This window comes from Streptosporangium oxazolinicum (genome assembly GCF_039537505.1).
GTDB lineage: Bacteria > Actinomycetota > Actinomycetes > Streptosporangiales > Streptosporangiaceae > Streptosporangium > Streptosporangium oxazolinicum.
Window position 1 is genome coordinate 104,438 of the sequence record NZ_BAABAQ010000001.1, and the last position, 15,750, is coordinate 120,187.

At 71.3% G+C, this 15,750-nt stretch carries 16 protein-coding genes; 3 read left to right on the forward strand and 13 right to left on the reverse strand.

Annotated elements, in window-relative coordinates; genetic code table 11:
• Positions 1 to 11 precede the first annotated feature (11 nt).
• The 3 genes from ABD817_RS00430 to groES all read right to left on the reverse strand — a co-directional run bounded on the left by ABD817_RS00430 (position 12) and on the right by groES (position 2,944).
• The gene (locus ABD817_RS00430; protein ID WP_329090055.1) at positions 12 to 650 is read right to left on the reverse strand and encodes a sigma-70 family RNA polymerase sigma factor; all 639 of its coding nucleotides are present in this window, start codon (positions 648 to 650) and stop codon (positions 12 to 14) included.
• A gap of 269 nt (positions 651 to 919) precedes the next feature.
• Entirely contained in the window at positions 920 to 2,542 is a 1,623-nt protein-coding gene (groL, locus tag ABD817_RS00435; RefSeq protein WP_344913646.1) for a chaperonin GroEL, read from the reverse strand.
• A 90-nt stretch (positions 2,543 to 2,632) separates the two neighbouring features.
• Positions 2,633 to 2,944, reverse strand: a complete 312-nt coding sequence (gene groES / locus ABD817_RS00440) for a co-chaperone GroES (protein ID WP_329090052.1) — start codon at positions 2,942 to 2,944, stop codon at positions 2,633 to 2,635.
• Between the two features lie 243 nt (positions 2,945 to 3,187).
• Here groES and ABD817_RS00445 point away from each other — a divergent pair, with 243 nt between their 5' ends.
• Positions 3,188 to 4,354 carry a class I SAM-dependent methyltransferase gene (locus ABD817_RS00445; protein ID WP_344913649.1) on the forward strand — a complete coding sequence of 389 codons (1,167 nt, stop codon included), beginning with the start codon at positions 3,188 to 3,190 and terminating at the stop codon, positions 4,352 to 4,354.
• A 213-nt stretch (positions 4,355 to 4,567) separates the two neighbouring features.
• Positions 4,568 to 5,857: a hypothetical protein gene (locus ABD817_RS00450; RefSeq protein WP_344913652.1), complete on the forward strand. Its 1,290-nt coding sequence runs from the start codon at positions 4,568 to 4,570 to the stop codon at positions 5,855 to 5,857.
• 101 nt (positions 5,858 to 5,958) lie between these two features.
• On the opposite strand, the gene ABD817_RS00455 is transcribed toward ABD817_RS00450, so the two are convergent.
• A complete protein-coding gene (locus tag ABD817_RS00455; RefSeq protein WP_344913655.1) occupies positions 5,959 to 6,534 on the reverse strand; it encodes a MarR family winged helix-turn-helix transcriptional regulator in 576 nt (191 codons plus the stop codon).
• Between the two features lie 111 nt (positions 6,535 to 6,645).
• Here ABD817_RS00455 and ABD817_RS00460 point away from each other — a divergent pair, with 111 nt between their 5' ends.
• Positions 6,646 to 7,704 (forward strand): alkene reductase, encoded by a 1,059-nt coding sequence (locus ABD817_RS00460; protein WP_344913658.1) that lies wholly within the window; start codon positions 6,646 to 6,648, stop codon positions 7,702 to 7,704.
• 139 nt (positions 7,705 to 7,843) lie between these two features.
• Here the strand turns inward: ABD817_RS00460 and tsaD are convergent, their stop codons facing one another.
• From tsaD to ABD817_RS00505, 9 genes are all read right to left on the reverse strand, one after another.
• On the reverse strand, positions 7,844 to 8,875 hold the full coding sequence (tsaD, locus tag ABD817_RS00465; RefSeq protein WP_344913660.1) for a tRNA (adenosine(37)-N6)-threonylcarbamoyltransferase complex transferase subunit TsaD: 1,032 nt from the start codon (positions 8,873 to 8,875) through the stop codon (positions 7,844 to 7,846).
• Positions 8,868 to 9,320 carry a ribosomal protein S18-alanine N-acetyltransferase gene (rimI, locus tag ABD817_RS00470; RefSeq protein ID WP_344913662.1) on the reverse strand — a complete coding sequence of 151 codons (453 nt, stop codon included), beginning with the start codon at positions 9,318 to 9,320 and terminating at the stop codon, positions 8,868 to 8,870. The genes tsaD and rimI overlap by 8 nt, the downstream gene beginning before the upstream one ends.
• On the reverse strand, positions 9,317 to 10,000 hold the full coding sequence (tsaB, locus tag ABD817_RS00475; protein ID WP_344913665.1) for a tRNA (adenosine(37)-N6)-threonylcarbamoyltransferase complex dimerization subunit type 1 TsaB: 684 nt from the start codon (positions 9,998 to 10,000) through the stop codon (positions 9,317 to 9,319). The genes rimI and tsaB overlap by 4 nt, the downstream gene beginning before the upstream one ends.
• A 91-nt stretch (positions 10,001 to 10,091) precedes the next feature.
• Positions 10,092 to 10,652: a class F sortase gene (locus ABD817_RS00480; RefSeq protein WP_344913668.1), complete on the reverse strand. Its 561-nt coding sequence runs from the start codon at positions 10,650 to 10,652 to the stop codon at positions 10,092 to 10,094.
• 6 nt (positions 10,653 to 10,658) lie between these two features.
• Positions 10,659 to 11,315 (reverse strand): hypothetical protein, encoded by a 657-nt coding sequence (locus ABD817_RS00485; protein WP_344913671.1) that lies wholly within the window; start codon positions 11,313 to 11,315, stop codon positions 10,659 to 10,661.
• A gap of 169 nt (positions 11,316 to 11,484) precedes the next feature.
• Positions 11,485 to 11,937: a tRNA (adenosine(37)-N6)-threonylcarbamoyltransferase complex ATPase subunit type 1 TsaE gene (gene tsaE / locus ABD817_RS00490; protein WP_425583212.1), complete on the reverse strand. Its 453-nt coding sequence runs from the start codon at positions 11,935 to 11,937 to the stop codon at positions 11,485 to 11,487.
• Positions 11,938 to 12,007: 70 nt separating this feature from the next.
• A complete protein-coding gene (locus ABD817_RS00495; RefSeq protein WP_344913674.1) occupies positions 12,008 to 13,072 on the reverse strand; it encodes an alpha/beta fold hydrolase in 1,065 nt (354 codons plus the stop codon).
• Between the two features lie 20 nt (positions 13,073 to 13,092).
• Entirely contained in the window at positions 13,093 to 14,220 is a 1,128-nt protein-coding gene (gene alr / locus ABD817_RS00500; protein ID WP_344913677.1) for an alanine racemase, read from the reverse strand.
• On the reverse strand, positions 14,217 to 15,749 hold the full coding sequence (locus ABD817_RS00505; RefSeq protein WP_344913679.1) for an NAD(P)H-hydrate dehydratase: 1,533 nt from the start codon (positions 15,747 to 15,749) through the stop codon (positions 14,217 to 14,219). The genes alr and ABD817_RS00505 overlap by 4 nt, the downstream gene beginning before the upstream one ends.
• Between the last annotated feature and the right edge of the window lies 1 nt (position 15,750).

Sequence of the window (15,750 nt, forward strand, 5' to 3'; positions counted from 1 at the left end):
CAGCTCCGCGGTCAAGCTATCGACTCCAGCTCCGCCATCGCTCGTAGCCGGGCCAGCGCCCTGTGCTGGGCCACGCGAACCGCACCTGGTGACATGCCAAGTACATTACCGGTCTCCTCGGCGGAAAGGCCCGACACCACCCGAAGCATGAGGAGCTCGCGCTGGTTGTCCGGCAGCCTCGACAGCAGCCGGCGGGCGTGCTCGGCCTCGATGTAACGCACCACGGTCTCCTCCGGCCCCGGCCCCTCGTCGGGCCCGTCAGGAAGGTCCTGGGTGGGCACGGCGGATCGCACGGAGCTGCGCAGCGCGTCGGCCACCTTGTGAGACGCGATGCCGAAGACGAAGGACGCGAACGGGCGCCCCATGTCACGGTAGCGGGGCAGTGCGGAGAGCACCGCTATGCATACTTCCTGGGCCACGTCGTCCGCGATGTGATACTGACCGGAAACCCGGCCCAGACGACCACGGCAATATCGGACGACCATCGGCCGCAGTTGCGCGATCAGAGATTCGATCGCGGTGCGATCCCCCTGAACGGCGAGGCTCGTCAGATCCTTGAGATCATCCCTATGGGCGACCCCATCGGACCTCGTCGCAAGCCTCACCCCATTTTTGGCGTCGGCGACGCATCCCTCGGTCACGTTAGGCATGATGCCCGCCCCGATAGTGACTGTCGTCATCGCAAACGGCTACGGATTGGTCACATTGAGGCGGAGATAACGGGGCGTAATCAAACGGCGACGGCGACGACTACAGAATGTGCAAATATTTCATTCGATTGCCAAATACGTCGGCTATTCGTTAGAACCGCGTTTGGTCTTCCGCCCGGCGGGACGCCTGAGATCGTTTTTGGTTTACCGCAAAACGCGAACGGCTCGCGCCTCCGGGGAGACGCGAGCCGCGCGGAACCGTACGGGGATCAGTGACCGTGACCGTGGCCGTGACCCTGGCCGCCGGCGGCCGGGGCCTCCTCCTCGGGCTTGTCCACCACGAGGGCCTCGGTCGTCAGCAGCATGCCGGCGATGGAGGCCGCGTTCTGGACGGCCGAGCGGGTGACCTTGACCGGGTCGATGACGCCCTGGGCGATCAGGTCGCCGTACTCGCCGGTGGCGGCGTTGAGGCCCTGGCCGACGGGCAGCTCGACGACCTTCGCCGTCACGACGTAGCCCTCGAGACCGGCGTTCTCCGCGATCCAGCGGGCCGGCTCGACGAGAGCCTTGCGGACGATGGAGACACCGGTCGCCTCGTCGCCGGTCAGGCCCAGGTCGTCGAGGACCTTGGAGACGTGGATGAGCGCGGAGCCACCGCCGGAGACGATGCCCTCCTCGATCGCCGCACGCGTCGCCGAGATGGCGTCCTCCAGGCGGTGCTTCTTCTCCTTCAGCTCCACCTCGGTGGCCGCGCCGACCTTGAGCACGCAGACGCCGCCGGAGAGCTTGGCGAGACGCTCCTGGAGCTTCTCGCGGTCCCAGTCGGAGTCGGACTGCTCGATGGCGAGCTTGATCTCCTTGACGCGGTCGGCGATCGCCGCGGCCTCACCGGCACCGTCGACGACGGTGGTGGAGTCCTTGGTGATGACGACGCGCCGGGCGGTGCCCAGCACCTCCAGGCCGACGTGCTCCAGCTTGAGGCCGATCTCCTCGCTGACGACCTGGCCCCCGGTGAGGATGGCGATGTCCTGCAGCATGGCCTTACGGCGGTCACCGAAGCCCGGCGCCTTGACGGCGACGGAGGTGAAGGTGCCACGGATCTTGTTCGTGACGAGGACCGCGAGGGCCTCGCCCTCGACGTCCTCGGCGATGACCAGCAGGGCCTTCTTCGTCTGCGCGATCTTCTCGAGCAGCGGCAGGAAGTCCGCGACCGAGGCGATCTTGCCCTGGGTGATCAGGATGTAGGGGTCCTCCAGGATCGCCTCCATGCGCTCCTGGTCGGTCACCATGTAGGGGGACAGGTAGCCCTTGTCGAACTGGAGACCCTCGGTGAACTCCAGCTCCAGGCCCATGCTGTTGGACTCTTCGACGGTGATGACACCGTCCTTGCCCACCTTGTCGAACGCCTCGGCGATCAGCTCGCCGATCTTGGCGTCCTGCGCGGAGATCGTCGCGACGTTCGCGATCTCCTTCTTGTCCTCGACCGGGCGGGCCGACTCGATCAGCCGGTCGCTCACGGCCTTGGCCGCGATGTCGATGCCGCGCTTGAGGGAGAGCGGCTGCGCTCCGGCGGCCACGTTGCGCAGACCCTCGCGGACCATGGCCTGGGCCAGGACCGTCGCGGTGGTGGTGCCGTCACCGGCGACGTCGTTGGTCTTGGTCGCCACTTCCTTGGCCAGCTGGGCGCCCAGGTTCTCGTACGGCGTCTCCAGCTCGACCTCGCGGGCGATGGTGACGCCGTCGTTGGTGATGGTCGGCGCACCGAACTTCTTGTCGATGACGACATTGCGGCCGCGCGGGCCCAGCGTCACCTTGACCGCGTCCGCGAGAGCGTTCACGCCGCGCTCGAGAGCTCGGCGCGCGTCCTCCTCGAACGACAGGGTCTTCGGCATGACAATCCTCTCTATAAGTACGTCGGCGCATCAAAGCCCCGGGCGCTGCTGCGACCCGGGGCTCGATACGTCATCTTTGTGAAGCGAGAACTACTTCTCGATGATGGCGAGCACGTCACGGGCGGAGAGCACGAGATACTCCTCGCCGTTGTACTTCACCTCGGTGCCGCCGTACTTGCTGTAGAGGACCACGTCGCCCTCGCTGACGTCGAGCGGAATCCGCTTCTCGCCTTCCTCATCCCAGTTGCCGGGACCCACCGCGAGGACCTTGCCCTCCTGCGGCTTCTCCTTGGCGGTGTCCGGGATGACCAGACCGGAAGCGGTGGTCTGCTCGGCCTCAAGCGGCTGGACCACAATGCGGTCGCCGAGCGGCTTAACGGGAACCTTGGTGGCGGTCGTCACGTCGGACCTCCCCTTCAGATTTGAATGATCTAGAAGAGGCGACCAGCGGTCTGCCGTCGCGGGTGTCAGACCTGCCTCGTCGCATGTATTTGGCACTCTCACCGGGAGAGTGCCAATACGGAACAGTATGCAAGGTGGCCTTGACAGTCAACACGAAGCACCCCTTCTCCGCTTCACGCGAACGTCAAACCAGGTGGAAGCCCCTCGCGAAGCCCTACGGCCGAGGCGGTAGCGTCGGCCGGTGTGAATCTCGACGCATTCCGGGAGCTCCTGACCCCGCGCGGCCAGGAGGCCCTGGGCGCGGCGGCCGAGACCGCCGCCGACGACCCGGTGGCGGCGGTGACGAGGCTAAGGAAGATCTACGACGCGGACCTGACCTCCGCGGCGCTCACCCAGGCCACGCTCCGGCTGCGCGCGCGGGAGAAGTTCGGGGCCGACGCCGACCTCATGTACTTCACCCGGACCGGCCTGGAGCAGGCCACCCGCCGCGAGGTCGCCGACCACAGGGCGCGGCGCGTCCCCGCCGGGTCGCGGGTCGCCGACGTCTGCTGCGGCATCGGCGGCGACCTCCTCGCCCTGGCCAGGGCCGGGTGCTCCGTCGAGGCCGTCGACACCGACCCGCTCACCGCCGCGATCGCCCAGGCCAACGCGGACGCCCTGGGCCTCGGCGACCGCGTCTCGGTCCGCGCCGCCGACGCCTCCACGCTGGACCCGGCCGCCTTCGACGTCCTGTTCGCCGACCCCGCGCGCCGTACGGCGCGGGGCAGGACCTTCGACCCGATGGGCTACTCCCCGCCCTGGCCCGCCGTGCTGGAGATGGTGGCCCGAGCCGGGGTCGCCTGCCTGAAGGTCGCCCCCGGGATCCCGTACGAGTTCGTCCCCGAGGGCGCGGAGGCCGAGTGGGTCTCGTACAGGGGCGACGTCAAGGAGGCCGTGATCTGGTGCGGCACGCTGGCGGGCGAGACGGCGCGCAGGGCCACGATCCTGCCGTCCGGGGCCACGATGACGCCCGACCCCGCCCTCGGCGAGCCCGGCACCGGCCCCGTGGGCCGCTACATCTACGAGCCGGACGGCGCGGCGATCCGCGCCCACCTCGTCGCGGAGATCGCCGCGATGGTCGGCGGGCGCCTGCTCGACCCGCAGATCGCCTACATCACCGGCGACACCGCGACGCCGACACCGTGGGCGTCGCGGTACGAGGTCCACGAGACGCTGCCGTTCTCGCTCAAGCGGCTGCGGGCGGCGCTCCGCGAACGCGGCGCGGGCAATGTGACGATCAAGAAGCGCGGCTCCGCGGTGGACGTCGACCGCCTCAGGAAGGATCTCCGGCTTTCCGGCGGCGAATCCGCGGTGGTCATTCTCACCCGGATCGGCGACCGGCCGTTCGCCTTCGTGTGTAGTCCCGGCTAACCGGCGAATCAGCCCGGTCTGACCAGCCAAAATAGTCAATTCTTCCGCACAACCGACAATTCCTCTCTTTTAATCTCGCTGTCGGAAAACCTTGATCCAGGGGCTAAGGTTGCCGGGCGGGAGTTCTCTCTCGACTGCGGTTTCATCTCGTTCATCAGCGAATACCATCAAATCCAACCGCGCGGCTGAGCGTCGGCGAGCGAAGGAGCTCTCGTGGATCACTCCGACCACACCCTGCTCCAGGCGGGCAGCCAGACCGCCATCTCCGACCGGATGCGCGAGCTCCTCGCCCGCGCGGCACAGGACCACGTCTACGAGCAGCGGACCCAGGGCGCCGTGCTCGACGAGATCCGGCAGCGACTGGAGGGCATGGAGTGGCTGCTGCGCGAGGTCAGGGAGCGTGAGATCGGCGGGCTGAACGGCACGCTGGAGTCCGTCCACGGGCGGCTGGACGACATCGCCGCCCGCCCGCCCTCCTGGGCCGAGGGCCTGGCCCAGCACGTCGAGGCGGTACGCGACCACGTCGACACCGTCGGCGAGCGGATCGACTCCCTCGGCCGCCGCGTCGACACCGTCCGCGACCGGGTCACCCCCCTCGGCGAGCTGCCGAACCTGTGGACCGACCTCGGCGCCGTGGGCGAGAGCGTGGACGAGGTGCTCACCCGCCTGCGGGCGATCTCGGACGGCACCCAGGGTCTCGACGAGCAGGTACGGGAGCTGGCCGAGCACCTCGGCAGGCTCCAGGCCGACATGGGCGTCGCGGCGCACCGGTTCAGCCGCCTGGACAGGGCCGTGGCCGACCTCTCCCAGCGCACCGGGCGCGTCGAGGCGGGGATGCTCGACCTGGCGGCGAGCCTCCAGCAGACCGTCGGCACGGCCACCGACCGGATGCTCGCCGCCGTCGAGCAGGTCAACGGCAAGGTGGACCTGATGAGCGGCAGGATCGAGCAGGTGGGCGCCAGGGTCGACCTGGTCGTGCCGAGGATCGACGAGCGCGCCGCCGCCGTCGAGAGCCGCATCGACAGCCGCATCGACCGGCTGGACGGCCATCGCATGGCGGCCGGAGGCCGCTTCGACACCCTCGACGAGCGCCTCGACGACATCGAGGGCCGCCTCACCGGCCGGATGGACGTCATCGACTCCCGGCTGTCCACGCTGGACGGGCACGCGGAGAAGTCCGCCGAGCGCCTGGAGAGCCTGGACGAGCGCCTGGAGGACCTGCCGGTCGTCCTCGGCGTCGGCGCGCTCATCGGCGTTCAGACCGACGAGCAGCGCGAGCGCTTCGACTCGCTGGACGAGCGCGTCATCAGGGCCGAGGCCGCGCTCGCCCCCCTCGCCGAGACGCTCCGCACCCTGCCCGACCGCGACCAGCTCTCCGAGGCCCTGAGCGAGACCGTGGAGCCCGCGCACACCGACCTCACCCGCCGCCTGGGCGCCCTGGAGGAGACCATGCTGGCCCTGGCCGAGGCGCTGCTCCGCCCCACCAGGGCCGACAAGGACTGACCCGGCCTCCCTCGTACGGGGCGCGGACGCCGTTCAGCCGAGGCGCGCGGCGCCCACCGGGTGACTCCCCGGCCCTCCCTCGTACGGGGCGCGGACGCCGTTCAGCTAACGCGCGCGGCGCCCACCGGGTGGGCCTCCGGGCCTTCGACGACCCGCGCCTCGCGGCACAGGTTGTCCCTGACCACGGTGAGCAGGGACGACAGCTCGTCGGTCTGCGCGGCCGTCAGCCCCTGGGTCATCCGGTGGTGCATCTCGGCGAGGACCCGGTCCACCTCGGGGCGGAGCGCGTGTCCCCTGGGCGTGATGTCGACGATGCTGATCCGCCGGTTGGCGGGGTCGGGCCTGCGGCTGACGAATCCGCTGCGCTCCAGGCGCTGCAGGGTCTTGGTCATGGTGGACACGTCGATGCCGACGATCTTCGCCAGGGCGTTCTGCGACTGGGGGCCGTTGTCCCACAGGGCGCCCATCACGCGCTCCTGGCCCGGGTAGAGGTCGATCTCCCCGAGGAGGCTGGCGAGCAGCACACGGTGGCCGCGAGTCGCGTAGGTCATCAGACAGTTGAGGCCGCTGCCGTACTCGACGCAGCCCTTGACCGTCTCATCGTCCGCGGCGCCTCCTTGGGGCGCGGGGCACGCCTCGGTCGCGTCGCACTCTTCGTCGATCAGCGGCTCCGCCATGGTCAGGTCCTTCCGTTCTCCCCCCGAGACTACCCGCTTGCATGTTGGCCGACCAAGTTGTAGAACTACTTATTGGCTAGCCAAGTTGGCCAGCCAATAAAGGGAGTCACCATGCCGTTCTCACCGTTCACGCTCGCCGGTCTCCAGTTGCCCAACCGCCTGGTGATGGCGCCCATGACACGCTCGCGGTCCTATGTCGACGGGATCCCCTCGTCGCTGACCGCCCTCTACTACGCCCAGCGGGCCTCGGCGGGCCTGATCGTCACCGAGGGGGTGCAGCCCAGCCAGGCCGGACAGGGCTACATGAACACCCCGGGGCTGCACACCGACGAGCAGGTGGCCGGGTGGCGCGAGGTCACCGACGCCGTCCACGCGGCGGGCGGCAGGATCTTCGCCCAGATCATGCACTCCGGCCGGATCGGTCACCCCGACAACACCGGCGCGCTGCCCATCGGGCCGTCCGCCGTACGACCGGCGGGCCAGATCTTCACGCCCTCCGGCCTGCAGGACTACCGGACCCCGCGCGAGCTGACGACCGCCCAGGTGGAGTCGACCATCCAGGACTTCGCCGACGCCGCCGCGCGCGCCGTGGACGCGGGCTTCGAGGGGATCGAGCTGCACGGCGCCAACGGCTACCTCATCCAGCAGTTCCTGTCGCAGAACGCCAACCTGCGCGAGGACTACTTCGGCGGTTCGGTGGAGAACAGGATCCGCTTCGCCGTGGAGACCGCGCGGGCGGTCGCGGACCGGATCGGCGCCTCCAAGGTCGGCATCCGGCTCTCGCCCGGCGTCGGCGCGGGCGACCTGGTCGAGGAGGACCGGCACGAGGTCTACCCGGCGCTGGTCTCCGAGCTCGCCGGGCTCGACCTGGCCTACCTGCACCTGGTGACGGGTCCCTCCGACGACCTCAACCAGGAGATCCGCAAGTCCTGGCCGAACGCCCTCATCGTCAACGACCCCTCCGTCGCCGACCCGGCGACGAGGATCGCGCGGTCGCTGGAGCGCGGCGCCGACCTGGTCTCACTGGGCCAGTCGTTCCTGGCCAACCCCGACCTGCCGGTCCGCCTGCGCCTCGGCGCCGAGCTCAACCAGGCCGACTTCGCCTCGGCCTTCGGCGGCGACCACCGCGGCTACACCGACTACCCGGTGCTGGCCCTGCACTCCGCCTAGGGGAAGCCCGAAGAGCCCAGGGGAAGCCCGAAGGAGGCCCCCCGAAGGAGGCCGCCGGGAGGAGCCCGCACAGCCGCCGCCCGACGGGGGCGCGACGGCCGGCGGGCACCCGCGGAGACGCGCCCCGGACAAGGGCCCGTCAGACGTTGACGGTGGTGACGGGCATCGAGGAGTCGGCGGGGATGTCCGGCCGCGAGGGCGCCACACCGGCCGCCACCAGGTCCGACCCCAGGGCCGCCACCATGGCGCCGTTGTCCGTGCACAGCACGGGGCTGGGAACCCGCAACCGGACCCCGGCCGCGTCACAGCGCTCCTGGGCCATCGCCCGCAGCCGGGAGTTGGCCGCCACCCCGCCACCGATCAGCAGGTCCTGGACGCCGTGCTCGGCGCAGGCGCGCAGCGCCTTGCGGGTCAGCACGTCGACAACGGCCTCCTGGAACGATGCCGCCACGTCGGGCACGTGGATCGACTCCCCCGCCTTCTCCCTGGCCTCCACCCACCGGGCCACGGCGGTCTTCAGGCCGGAGAAGGAGAAGTCGAGCGTCCCGTCGTCGTACTTGCCGCGCGGGAACGCGATGGCCGCGCCGGAGCCGTCACGGGCCACCCTGTCGATGTGCGGCCCGCCGGGGAAGGGCAGGCCGAGCACCCTGGCCACCTTGTCGAACGCCTCGCCCGCGGCGTCGTCCACCGTGGACCCCAGCGAGATGACCTCCCTGGCGACGTCGGGCACCAGCAGCAGCGACGAGTGCCCGCCGGAGACCAGCATCGCGATGCAGGGCTTGGGCAGGGCCCCGTGCTCCAATTGGTCCACCGCGACGTGGGCGGCCAGGTGGTTGACGCCGTACAGCGGCACGCCCAGGCCCAGCGAGTACGCCTTGGCGGCGGCGACGCCGACGAGCAGTGCGCCGGACAGGCCGGGCCCGGCGGTGACCGCGATCGCGTCGACGTCGGCGAGACGCAGGCCCGCCCGCTCCAGTGCCCGCTCCACGGTCGGGGTCATCGCCTCCAGGTGCGCCCTGGAGGCGACCTCGGGCACCACCCCGCCGAAGCGGGCGTGCTGCTCGACGCTGGAGGCGATGGCGTTGGCCAGCATCGTGTGCCCCCTGACGATGCCGATCCCCGTCTCGTCGCAGGAGGTCTCGATGCCCAGGACCACCGGTTCGTCACGCATGGAGATCCTTCCTCATCATGATCGCGTCAGTGCCGTCCTCGTAGTAGCGGCGGCGCAGGCCGATCCGCTCGAACCCGAACCTGTCGTAGACGGCCTGCGCGCCCAGGTTGTCGGCGCGCACCTCCAGGAAGACCGACCCGGCGCCCCTGCGGGCGGCCTCGGCCAGCAGCTCGGTCAGCATGGCGCCGCCGACCCCGCTCCCGCGCCACTCGGTCAGGACGGCGATGGTCTGCACGTCTGCCTGGTCCCCCGCCGCAGCGAGGCCCGCGTAGCCGACGATCACGCCGTCGACCAGGGCCACCACGTAGTGCCTGGTCCTCGGCTGGTCGTTGAGCTCGCCGCGGAGCATGCCCTCGCTCCAGGCGTCGGCGGGAAAGGTCTTGCGCTCGACCTCCATGACCGCGGGCAGGTCGTCGGCGGTCATCTGGCGCAGCACGGCGGTCATGTGGAGACCTTCTTGGGCGCCGAGGGCACCGTGGCGTCGGGGCGGCGCAGGTAGATCGGGCGGGGCGGGCCGAGCACGGGATGGGCACCGCTCTCCACGGCCTCGCGGACGCCCGGCTCACCCAGCCACCCGGCGGCGAGCGCCGCCATCGCGCCCGCGTGGGGATACTCCGGCGCGTCCGGCAGCCGGGAGGCGCCGACGACCTCGGCGTACATCCGCGCGCCCGCGCCGACCAGCGGGAGCTCCCCGGGCAGATCCTGGGGCCTGTCCACCGCGGGACCCGACAGCCGGGTGTGCGGGTCCCCGTAGTGGGCCCAGAACACCTCCTTGCGCCGGGCGTCGGTGGCCACCAGGAACGGCCCGGCCAGCCCGCTGCCGTACGCGAGCGCGTCGAGGGTGCACACGCCGTACGCCGGGACGCCCAGCGTCGTCGCGAGGGCCTGGGCGGTCACCAGGCCGACCCGGAGGCCGGTGTAGGGGCCGGGTCCCGACCCCGCGACGACGGCGGTGACGTCGCGGAGCGAGGCTCCGGCCTCCCGCAGGACCGTCTCGATCGTGGGCACGAGCAGCTCACCGTGGCGGCGCGCGTCAATCGTCGTCGACTCGGCGAGGACCCTCTCACCGTCGTGCAGAGCTGCGGTGACGGCGGGGGTGGCGGTGTCAAAGGCCAGGACCAGCACGAACAGTTAGCCTATCCCGTCCCGCGAGGGCTCAGGCGCCATACCCCGGCGCGATCCAGAGCTGGGCCGCGCCAGGATGGGTGAGCGGAGCTCAGGTCTTGACCAGGGTGGCGTAGACGATGAGGTTGTCACGGTACTCGTTGCTGTCCCAGTCGAAGGCCCCGCCGCAGGTGATCAGCCGGAGGCCATCCTCCAGATAGACCTTGTCGGCCGGGAACCGGTTCTTGCTGATCTGCTCGACCGTGTCCACCCGGTACTGGGCGATTTTGCCGTCGCTGCGCACGACCTTGATGACCTGTCCCTCCCGCATGTCCTTGAGCTTGTAGAAGACCGCGGGCGCCGTCTTGGTGTCCACGTGTCCGAGGATCACCGCGGACCCCTCGTCGCCGGGGACCGCGCTGTCCTTGACCCAGCCCGCGACGTTCGGCTTCTCGTACGGCGGCAGGTCGACCCGGCCGTCCGTCACGCCGAGCTTCATCAGGGGCGCCTTGATCCCCAGGGACGGGATGTCGATGCGGCTGGGCGCGATCGAGGCGCGGGCGGGCGCCTTCTCCTTCTCGACGTCGCCGCCCCTGTTGCCGAACGCGACCATGACGGCACCGGTGATGACTCCGGCCAGGACGATCCTGGACCAGCGGGTGGAATCGGCCATCGGGAACTACGAACGGCGGCGACGCACGATCGCGATGCCGATGCCACCGGCCAGGGCGGCGGCGAGCAGGACGCCCGTCGTGCCGATCGGAGCGCCCGAGTCGTTGGGGCCTCCGGCGGCGGTGCCGCCGCCGCCCGTACCCGGCGCCTCGGTGCTGATGATCGTCCTGGTCGGCCTGGAGGTGGGAGTGGAGCTCGGCTCGGTGTCGGCCACGATCCTGAGGTTGGCCTTGCCGGTGTCGTTGGTCCCCTCACACCTGGCGTTGACCTCGTGGACCCCGGTGGCGGCGCCCTCGGCGACGGTGGCCTGACCGCGGACCCACGGGCGCGGCGCCGGGGTCGCGGTCGAGGCGGGGTCGGGCGTGGGCGTCGCGAGGATCGGGTCGAGGGTCACCGGGGTGCGGAAGATCCGGGAGGACGCGGTGCCGCGATGCTCGGGACCGCCCTGCGGGATCGGGCAGTTGGCCAGGATCCACACCTTCTGCCCGGCCCTGGCGCGGGCCGGCTGGAGCTGGACCTCGATGTCCTGCCGGCTGATGCCGGAATCAGGCGGGGTTGGGGTGGGTGTGCCCGACGGGTTGGCCGATTCGGCGCCCGCCGAGCACCCGACCAGTCCGAAAAGGACGATAGCTCCCAGAACCGCGACACGCTTGACGCTTGGCACCGTCGAACTCCACTTCGCCCTCCGGCCGACGACCCTCGCCCGGCACGATTTCCCACCTGTTCCCCATTAAACATGGGCAAACCCGCCAGAGTCGATCATCACGCCTGACGATCTAGACCAATGGGGAGTAGTGCCAGCGTGCCAGGATTTTCCCGTCTTCGTAGGCACATCAGAGGACCCCGTGCCAACGCGGTCCGACTCCCCGGAGGGTGACGGTCCGCTCCTCGCCGGGCTCACCGGAGGCGCTCCTGCCGATGAGGATCTCCAGCCGGTCGTCGGCGAGCCCCTCCACCAGGCCCTCGCCCCACTCCACGACCGTCACCGACTCCTCCAGCGAGGCGTCCAGGTCCAGGTCGTCGACCTCCAGATCGCCCCCGAGGCGGTAGGCGTCGGCGTGGACCAGTGCCGGGCCTCCCGAGAGCGAGGGGTGCACCCGGGCGATGACGAAGGTCGGCGAGGTGATCGGGCCGCGCACCTTGAGCCCCTCGGCGATCCCCTGCACCAGGGTCGTCTTGCCCGCGCCGAGCGGGCCCGTCAGCACCGCCAGGTCTCCCGGGCGCAACAGCGCCGCCAGCTCCTCGCCCAGCTCCCGCATCTCCTCGGCGGTCGCCACGATTCTCACCGCTTCGTCACTCCTGTTCGATACCTCTCGACTGTTTCGACCTCACCCCGCGCCGTACGCGTGCCCCGGCTCACTGGTCGGCGTCGCCCGCGTCCGCCCGCTTGAGCAGGTCGTGCAGGGCCTCGTTGACCACGGTAGGACGCTCCAGCTGGACCAGGTGCGAACTTTCCGGAACCTCGGTGAACCGGGCAGTGGGCAGCGCCGCCGCCATCGCCCTGCTGTGCTCGACGGGCGTGAGCCAGTCCTTGTCGCCGACCATGATGGCGGTCGGGACGCGGTCCAGGACGCCCAGCGCGCTCAGCTTGTCGTGCGACATCAGCGCCGGGTAGAACTCGGCGATCACCTCGAAGGGGGTGGAGCGGATCATCGACTCGGCGAAGTCGACGACCGTGGGGCTCACGTTCTTGGAATCGCCGAAACCCAGGTGGCGCAGGGCGAGGAAGGCCACGTCGTTGCCGACCTGGCGGCTCTTGTCGACGAGTGCGCCACCGCGCCGCAGGATCGACACCGTGCCCGGCGTGGCCTTGTGCACCGCCTTCGACAGCAGCGCGGGCAGACCCAGGGAGATCTCGCCGAGCTTGCCGGTGGAGGTGGAGATCAGCGCGACGCCCCTGATCTTGTCGCCGAACAGCTCCGGGTGCCGGTCGGCGAGCGCCATGATCGTCATACCGCCCATGGAGTGGCCGACGAGCACGCACGGGCCGGGCACCAGCGCCTCGATGACCTCGGCCAGGTCGTCGCCGAGCCGGTCGATCGAGCAGTCCTTCATCGGGATGCGCGGCGAGCGCCCGTGGGAGCGCTGGTCCCACAGGACCAGGCGGTGCGTGCCGCCCAGGTCGCGCCGCTGGTAGTGCCAGGAGTCGAGGTTGAGCGTGTAGCCGTGGCAGAACACCACGGTCAGCGGGGCCTCCTCCGGGCCGTCGACCTCGGCGTACAGGGGAACGCCGTCGGAGGTGGTGACCGTGGTGGGGCGGCCGCGCAGCTCTCCGAGCGGCTCGCTCGCCTCCAGGTCCGGGCGGAGCCTGATGCGCCCGACGGCGTACCGCTTGGCGAGGGCCCCGGCGGCCACTCCCGCCGACGCCACACCGACGATCGTGCCCGCGATGCCGACCCTGCGCCGTCTGGTACTACTCATGCGACCCCCTGAGCTGCCTCTCATCGGTAAACGCGCGGGACCCGCGAACCGATCCTGGTCACGATCTCATGCGTGATCGTGCCGAGGGAATCCGCCCACTCCTGAGCGGTGGGCTCACCTCGCGATCCGTCACCGAACAGGATCACCTCGTCACCCTCCGCCAGCGGATCGTCTCCCACATCGATCATGAACTGGTCCATGCAGACCCTGCCCGCGATCCGCCGCCTGCGGCCACCGGCCAGAACCTCCGCCAGGTTGGTGGCGTGCCGCAGGACCCCGTCCGCATACCCGAGGGGGACGAGGCCAAGCGTCGTCTCCCGATCCGTGACGTACAGGTGTCCATACGACACGCCCGATCCGGCGGGCACCCGTTTGACCAGCGCGATCCGCGCGGCGAGCGTCATCGCGGGACGCAGCCCGAAGTCTCCGAGCCGGGGCACGGGACTCAGCCCGAAGGTCGCGATCCCCGGGCGGACCAGGTCGTAGCGCGCTCGCGGCAGGGTCAGGATGGCCGCCGAGTTGGCGATGTGCCTGATCACGTGGGAGCCCCCCGCGCCCGCCTTCTCCGCGATGAGCAACGCCTCGTCGAACGCGGCGATCTGGGCCGCGACGGACGGGTCTCCCGGGATGTCGGCGCAGGCGAAGTGGGACCAGAGCCCGACGATCTCGACCGTGCCCTCGGCCCGGTGCCGCAGCGCCCGGTCGACCAGGGCCGACCAGTCCGCCCCCGTCGCGCCGCCGCGCGACATGCCGGTGTCGGCCTTGAGGTGCACCCTGGCCGTCCCGCCGGTCCTCGCGGCGGCGTCGGCGATCGCGTCGATCCTGGCGACAGAGCCCGCCGACAGCTCGACGTCGTAGCCGACGGCCCGCTCCAGCGGCTCGCCCGGGGGGATGATCCACGCCAGGATCGGCGCGGTGATCCCTGCGGCCCGCAACTCCAGGGCCTCGCGGACGTAGGCGGTGCCCAGCCGTGTCGCCCCGGCCTCCAGGCAGGCGCGCGCGACGGGAACCAGCCCGTGCCCGTAGGCGTCGGCCTTGACCGCGACCATCATCTCGGCGCCGGGGGCGTGGCTCGCCAGCAGCGCCAGATTCTCGCGAATCGCCGAGAGGTCCACCCGTGCCTCGGCGGGAGTCATCGGGAAACTCATGCCCCCAGTTTGGCAGGTGGGAAGGTGTGCCGGGATCCGTCGACCAGGGAGCGCACCACCTCCGGCAGGGCCTCGGCGACGCCGGTGGCGGTGAGAGGGCCTTCCCTACCGGCGATCCCGTGCAGGTAGGCGGCACAGGAGGCCGCGTCGTACCCGCTCAGCCCGGCGGCCAGCAGCGCGCCCGCCAGACCGGCCAGCACGTCGCCGGTGCCGCCGGTCGCGAGCCAGGGGCTTCCGGTGGGGTTGATCCTGACCGGCCGCTCGTCCTCGGCGACCAGCGTGGTCGAGCCCTTGAGCAGCACGGTCACGCCCAGCTCCGCCGCCGCCCGCCGTACGTTCTCCAGGCGCCGCGCCTCGATCCGCGCCCTCGGCACGTCGATCAGGCGGGAGAGCTCGCCCGCGTGCGGGGTGATCAGGACCGGCGCGGCGCGGCGGAGCAGCGACCTGTCCTGGGCCACCAGGGTGAGCGCGTCGGCGTCGACGAGCACGGGGACCGCGCTCGACAGCACCGAGCGGGCGATGGCGCGCGCCTCGTCGCCGGTGCCGAGGCCGGGGCCGAGCACCCACGCCTGGACGCGGCCCACCTCCTCGATCCCCTCGCCGGGGGCGAGCGTGGTGATCACTGCCTCGGGCCAGCGGGCCCGCACCTGGGCCACCGGTTCCGCGACCCCCGCGTAGCGGACCATGCCCACCCCGGCCCGCAGCGCCCCGCCCACGGCCAGCACCGCGGCGCCGGTGTAGCGCTCGCTGCCTGCCGCGATCCCGACGACGCCCCGGCGGTACTTGTCGGAGGAGGCGCCGGGCCTGGGCAGCATCGCGGCCACGTCGGCGGCCGTCGGCGCGGCCGTGTCGGGGTCGGGCAGGTGGGGGCCGAGGCCGATGTCGACGAGTTCCGCACGGCCCGCGTGCCCGGAGCCGGGATCGACGAGCAGCCCGGTCTTCCACGCCCCGAACGTGACGGTGGCGTCCGCGACGACCGCCGGGCCCTCCGTCCGGCCGCTGCTCGCGTCCACACCACTCGGCACGTCCACCGCGAGGACCTCGCCGGGCGCGTCGTTCGCGAGCCTCGCGAGGGTCGCGTACGGCTCCCTGAGCGCCCCGGCCCCACCGATCCCGAGCATCCCGTCCACGATCAGGTCCGCCGCGTCGAGCAGGGCGCGGACGCGCGCTCCCGCCGGGTCCTCCGCGGGGCCGTGGCCGGAGTTCGGGTCGGGGCGCAGGCCGGTCGCCCGGCCGCCCGCGCGGCGCAGGGCCTCCAGGCCCGCCGCGTGGACGCGCGTCCCGGCGAGGAGCGCGTCGACCCTGGCTCCCCTGGCCGCCAGACGGGCCCCGGCGTAGAGGGCGTCGCCGCCGTTGTCACCGCCGCCGACGAGCAGCACGACGCGGGAGCCGTACACGCCGCCGAGCATCCTGGCGCAGACCACCGCGAGCCCGGTGGCCGCCCGCTGCATCAGGGCGCCCTCGGGCAGCGTCGCCATCAGTGCCGCCTCGGCCGCCCTGATCTGATCGGAGGTGTACGCGGTCCGCATT

Coding starts and splice junctions, on each gene's coding strand:
- ABD817_RS00430 (WP_329090055.1), bottom strand. CDS start 650: ATGCCTAACGTGACCGAGGGATGCGTCGCCGACGCCAAAAATGGGGTG.
- groL (WP_344913646.1), bottom strand. CDS start 2,542: ATGCCGAAGACCCTGTCGTTCGAGGAGGACGCGCGCCGAGCTCTCGAG.
- ABD817_RS00455 (WP_344913655.1), bottom strand. CDS start 6,534: ATGGCGGAGCCGCTGATCGACGAAGAGTGCGACGCGACCGAGGCGTGC.
- ABD817_RS00460 (WP_344913658.1), top strand. CDS start 6,646: ATGCCGTTCTCACCGTTCACGCTCGCCGGTCTCCAGTTGCCCAACCGC.
- tsaD (WP_344913660.1), bottom strand. CDS start 8,875: ATGCGTGACGAACCGGTGGTCCTGGGCATCGAGACCTCCTGCGACGAG.
- rimI (WP_344913662.1), bottom strand. CDS start 9,320: ATGACCGCCGTGCTGCGCCAGATGACCGCCGACGACCTGCCCGCGGTC.
- ABD817_RS00480 (WP_344913668.1), bottom strand. CDS start 10,652: ATGGCCGATTCCACCCGCTGGTCCAGGATCGTCCTGGCCGGAGTCATC.
- ABD817_RS00495 (WP_344913674.1), bottom strand. CDS start 13,072: ATGAGTAGTACCAGACGGCGCAGGGTCGGCATCGCGGGCACGATCGTC.
- alr (WP_344913677.1), bottom strand. CDS start 14,220: ATGAGTTTCCCGATGACTCCCGCCGAGGCACGGGTGGACCTCTCGGCG.
- ABD817_RS00505 (WP_344913679.1), bottom strand. CDS start 15,749: ATGCGGACCGCGTACACCTCCGATCAGATCAGGGCGGCCGAGGCGGCA.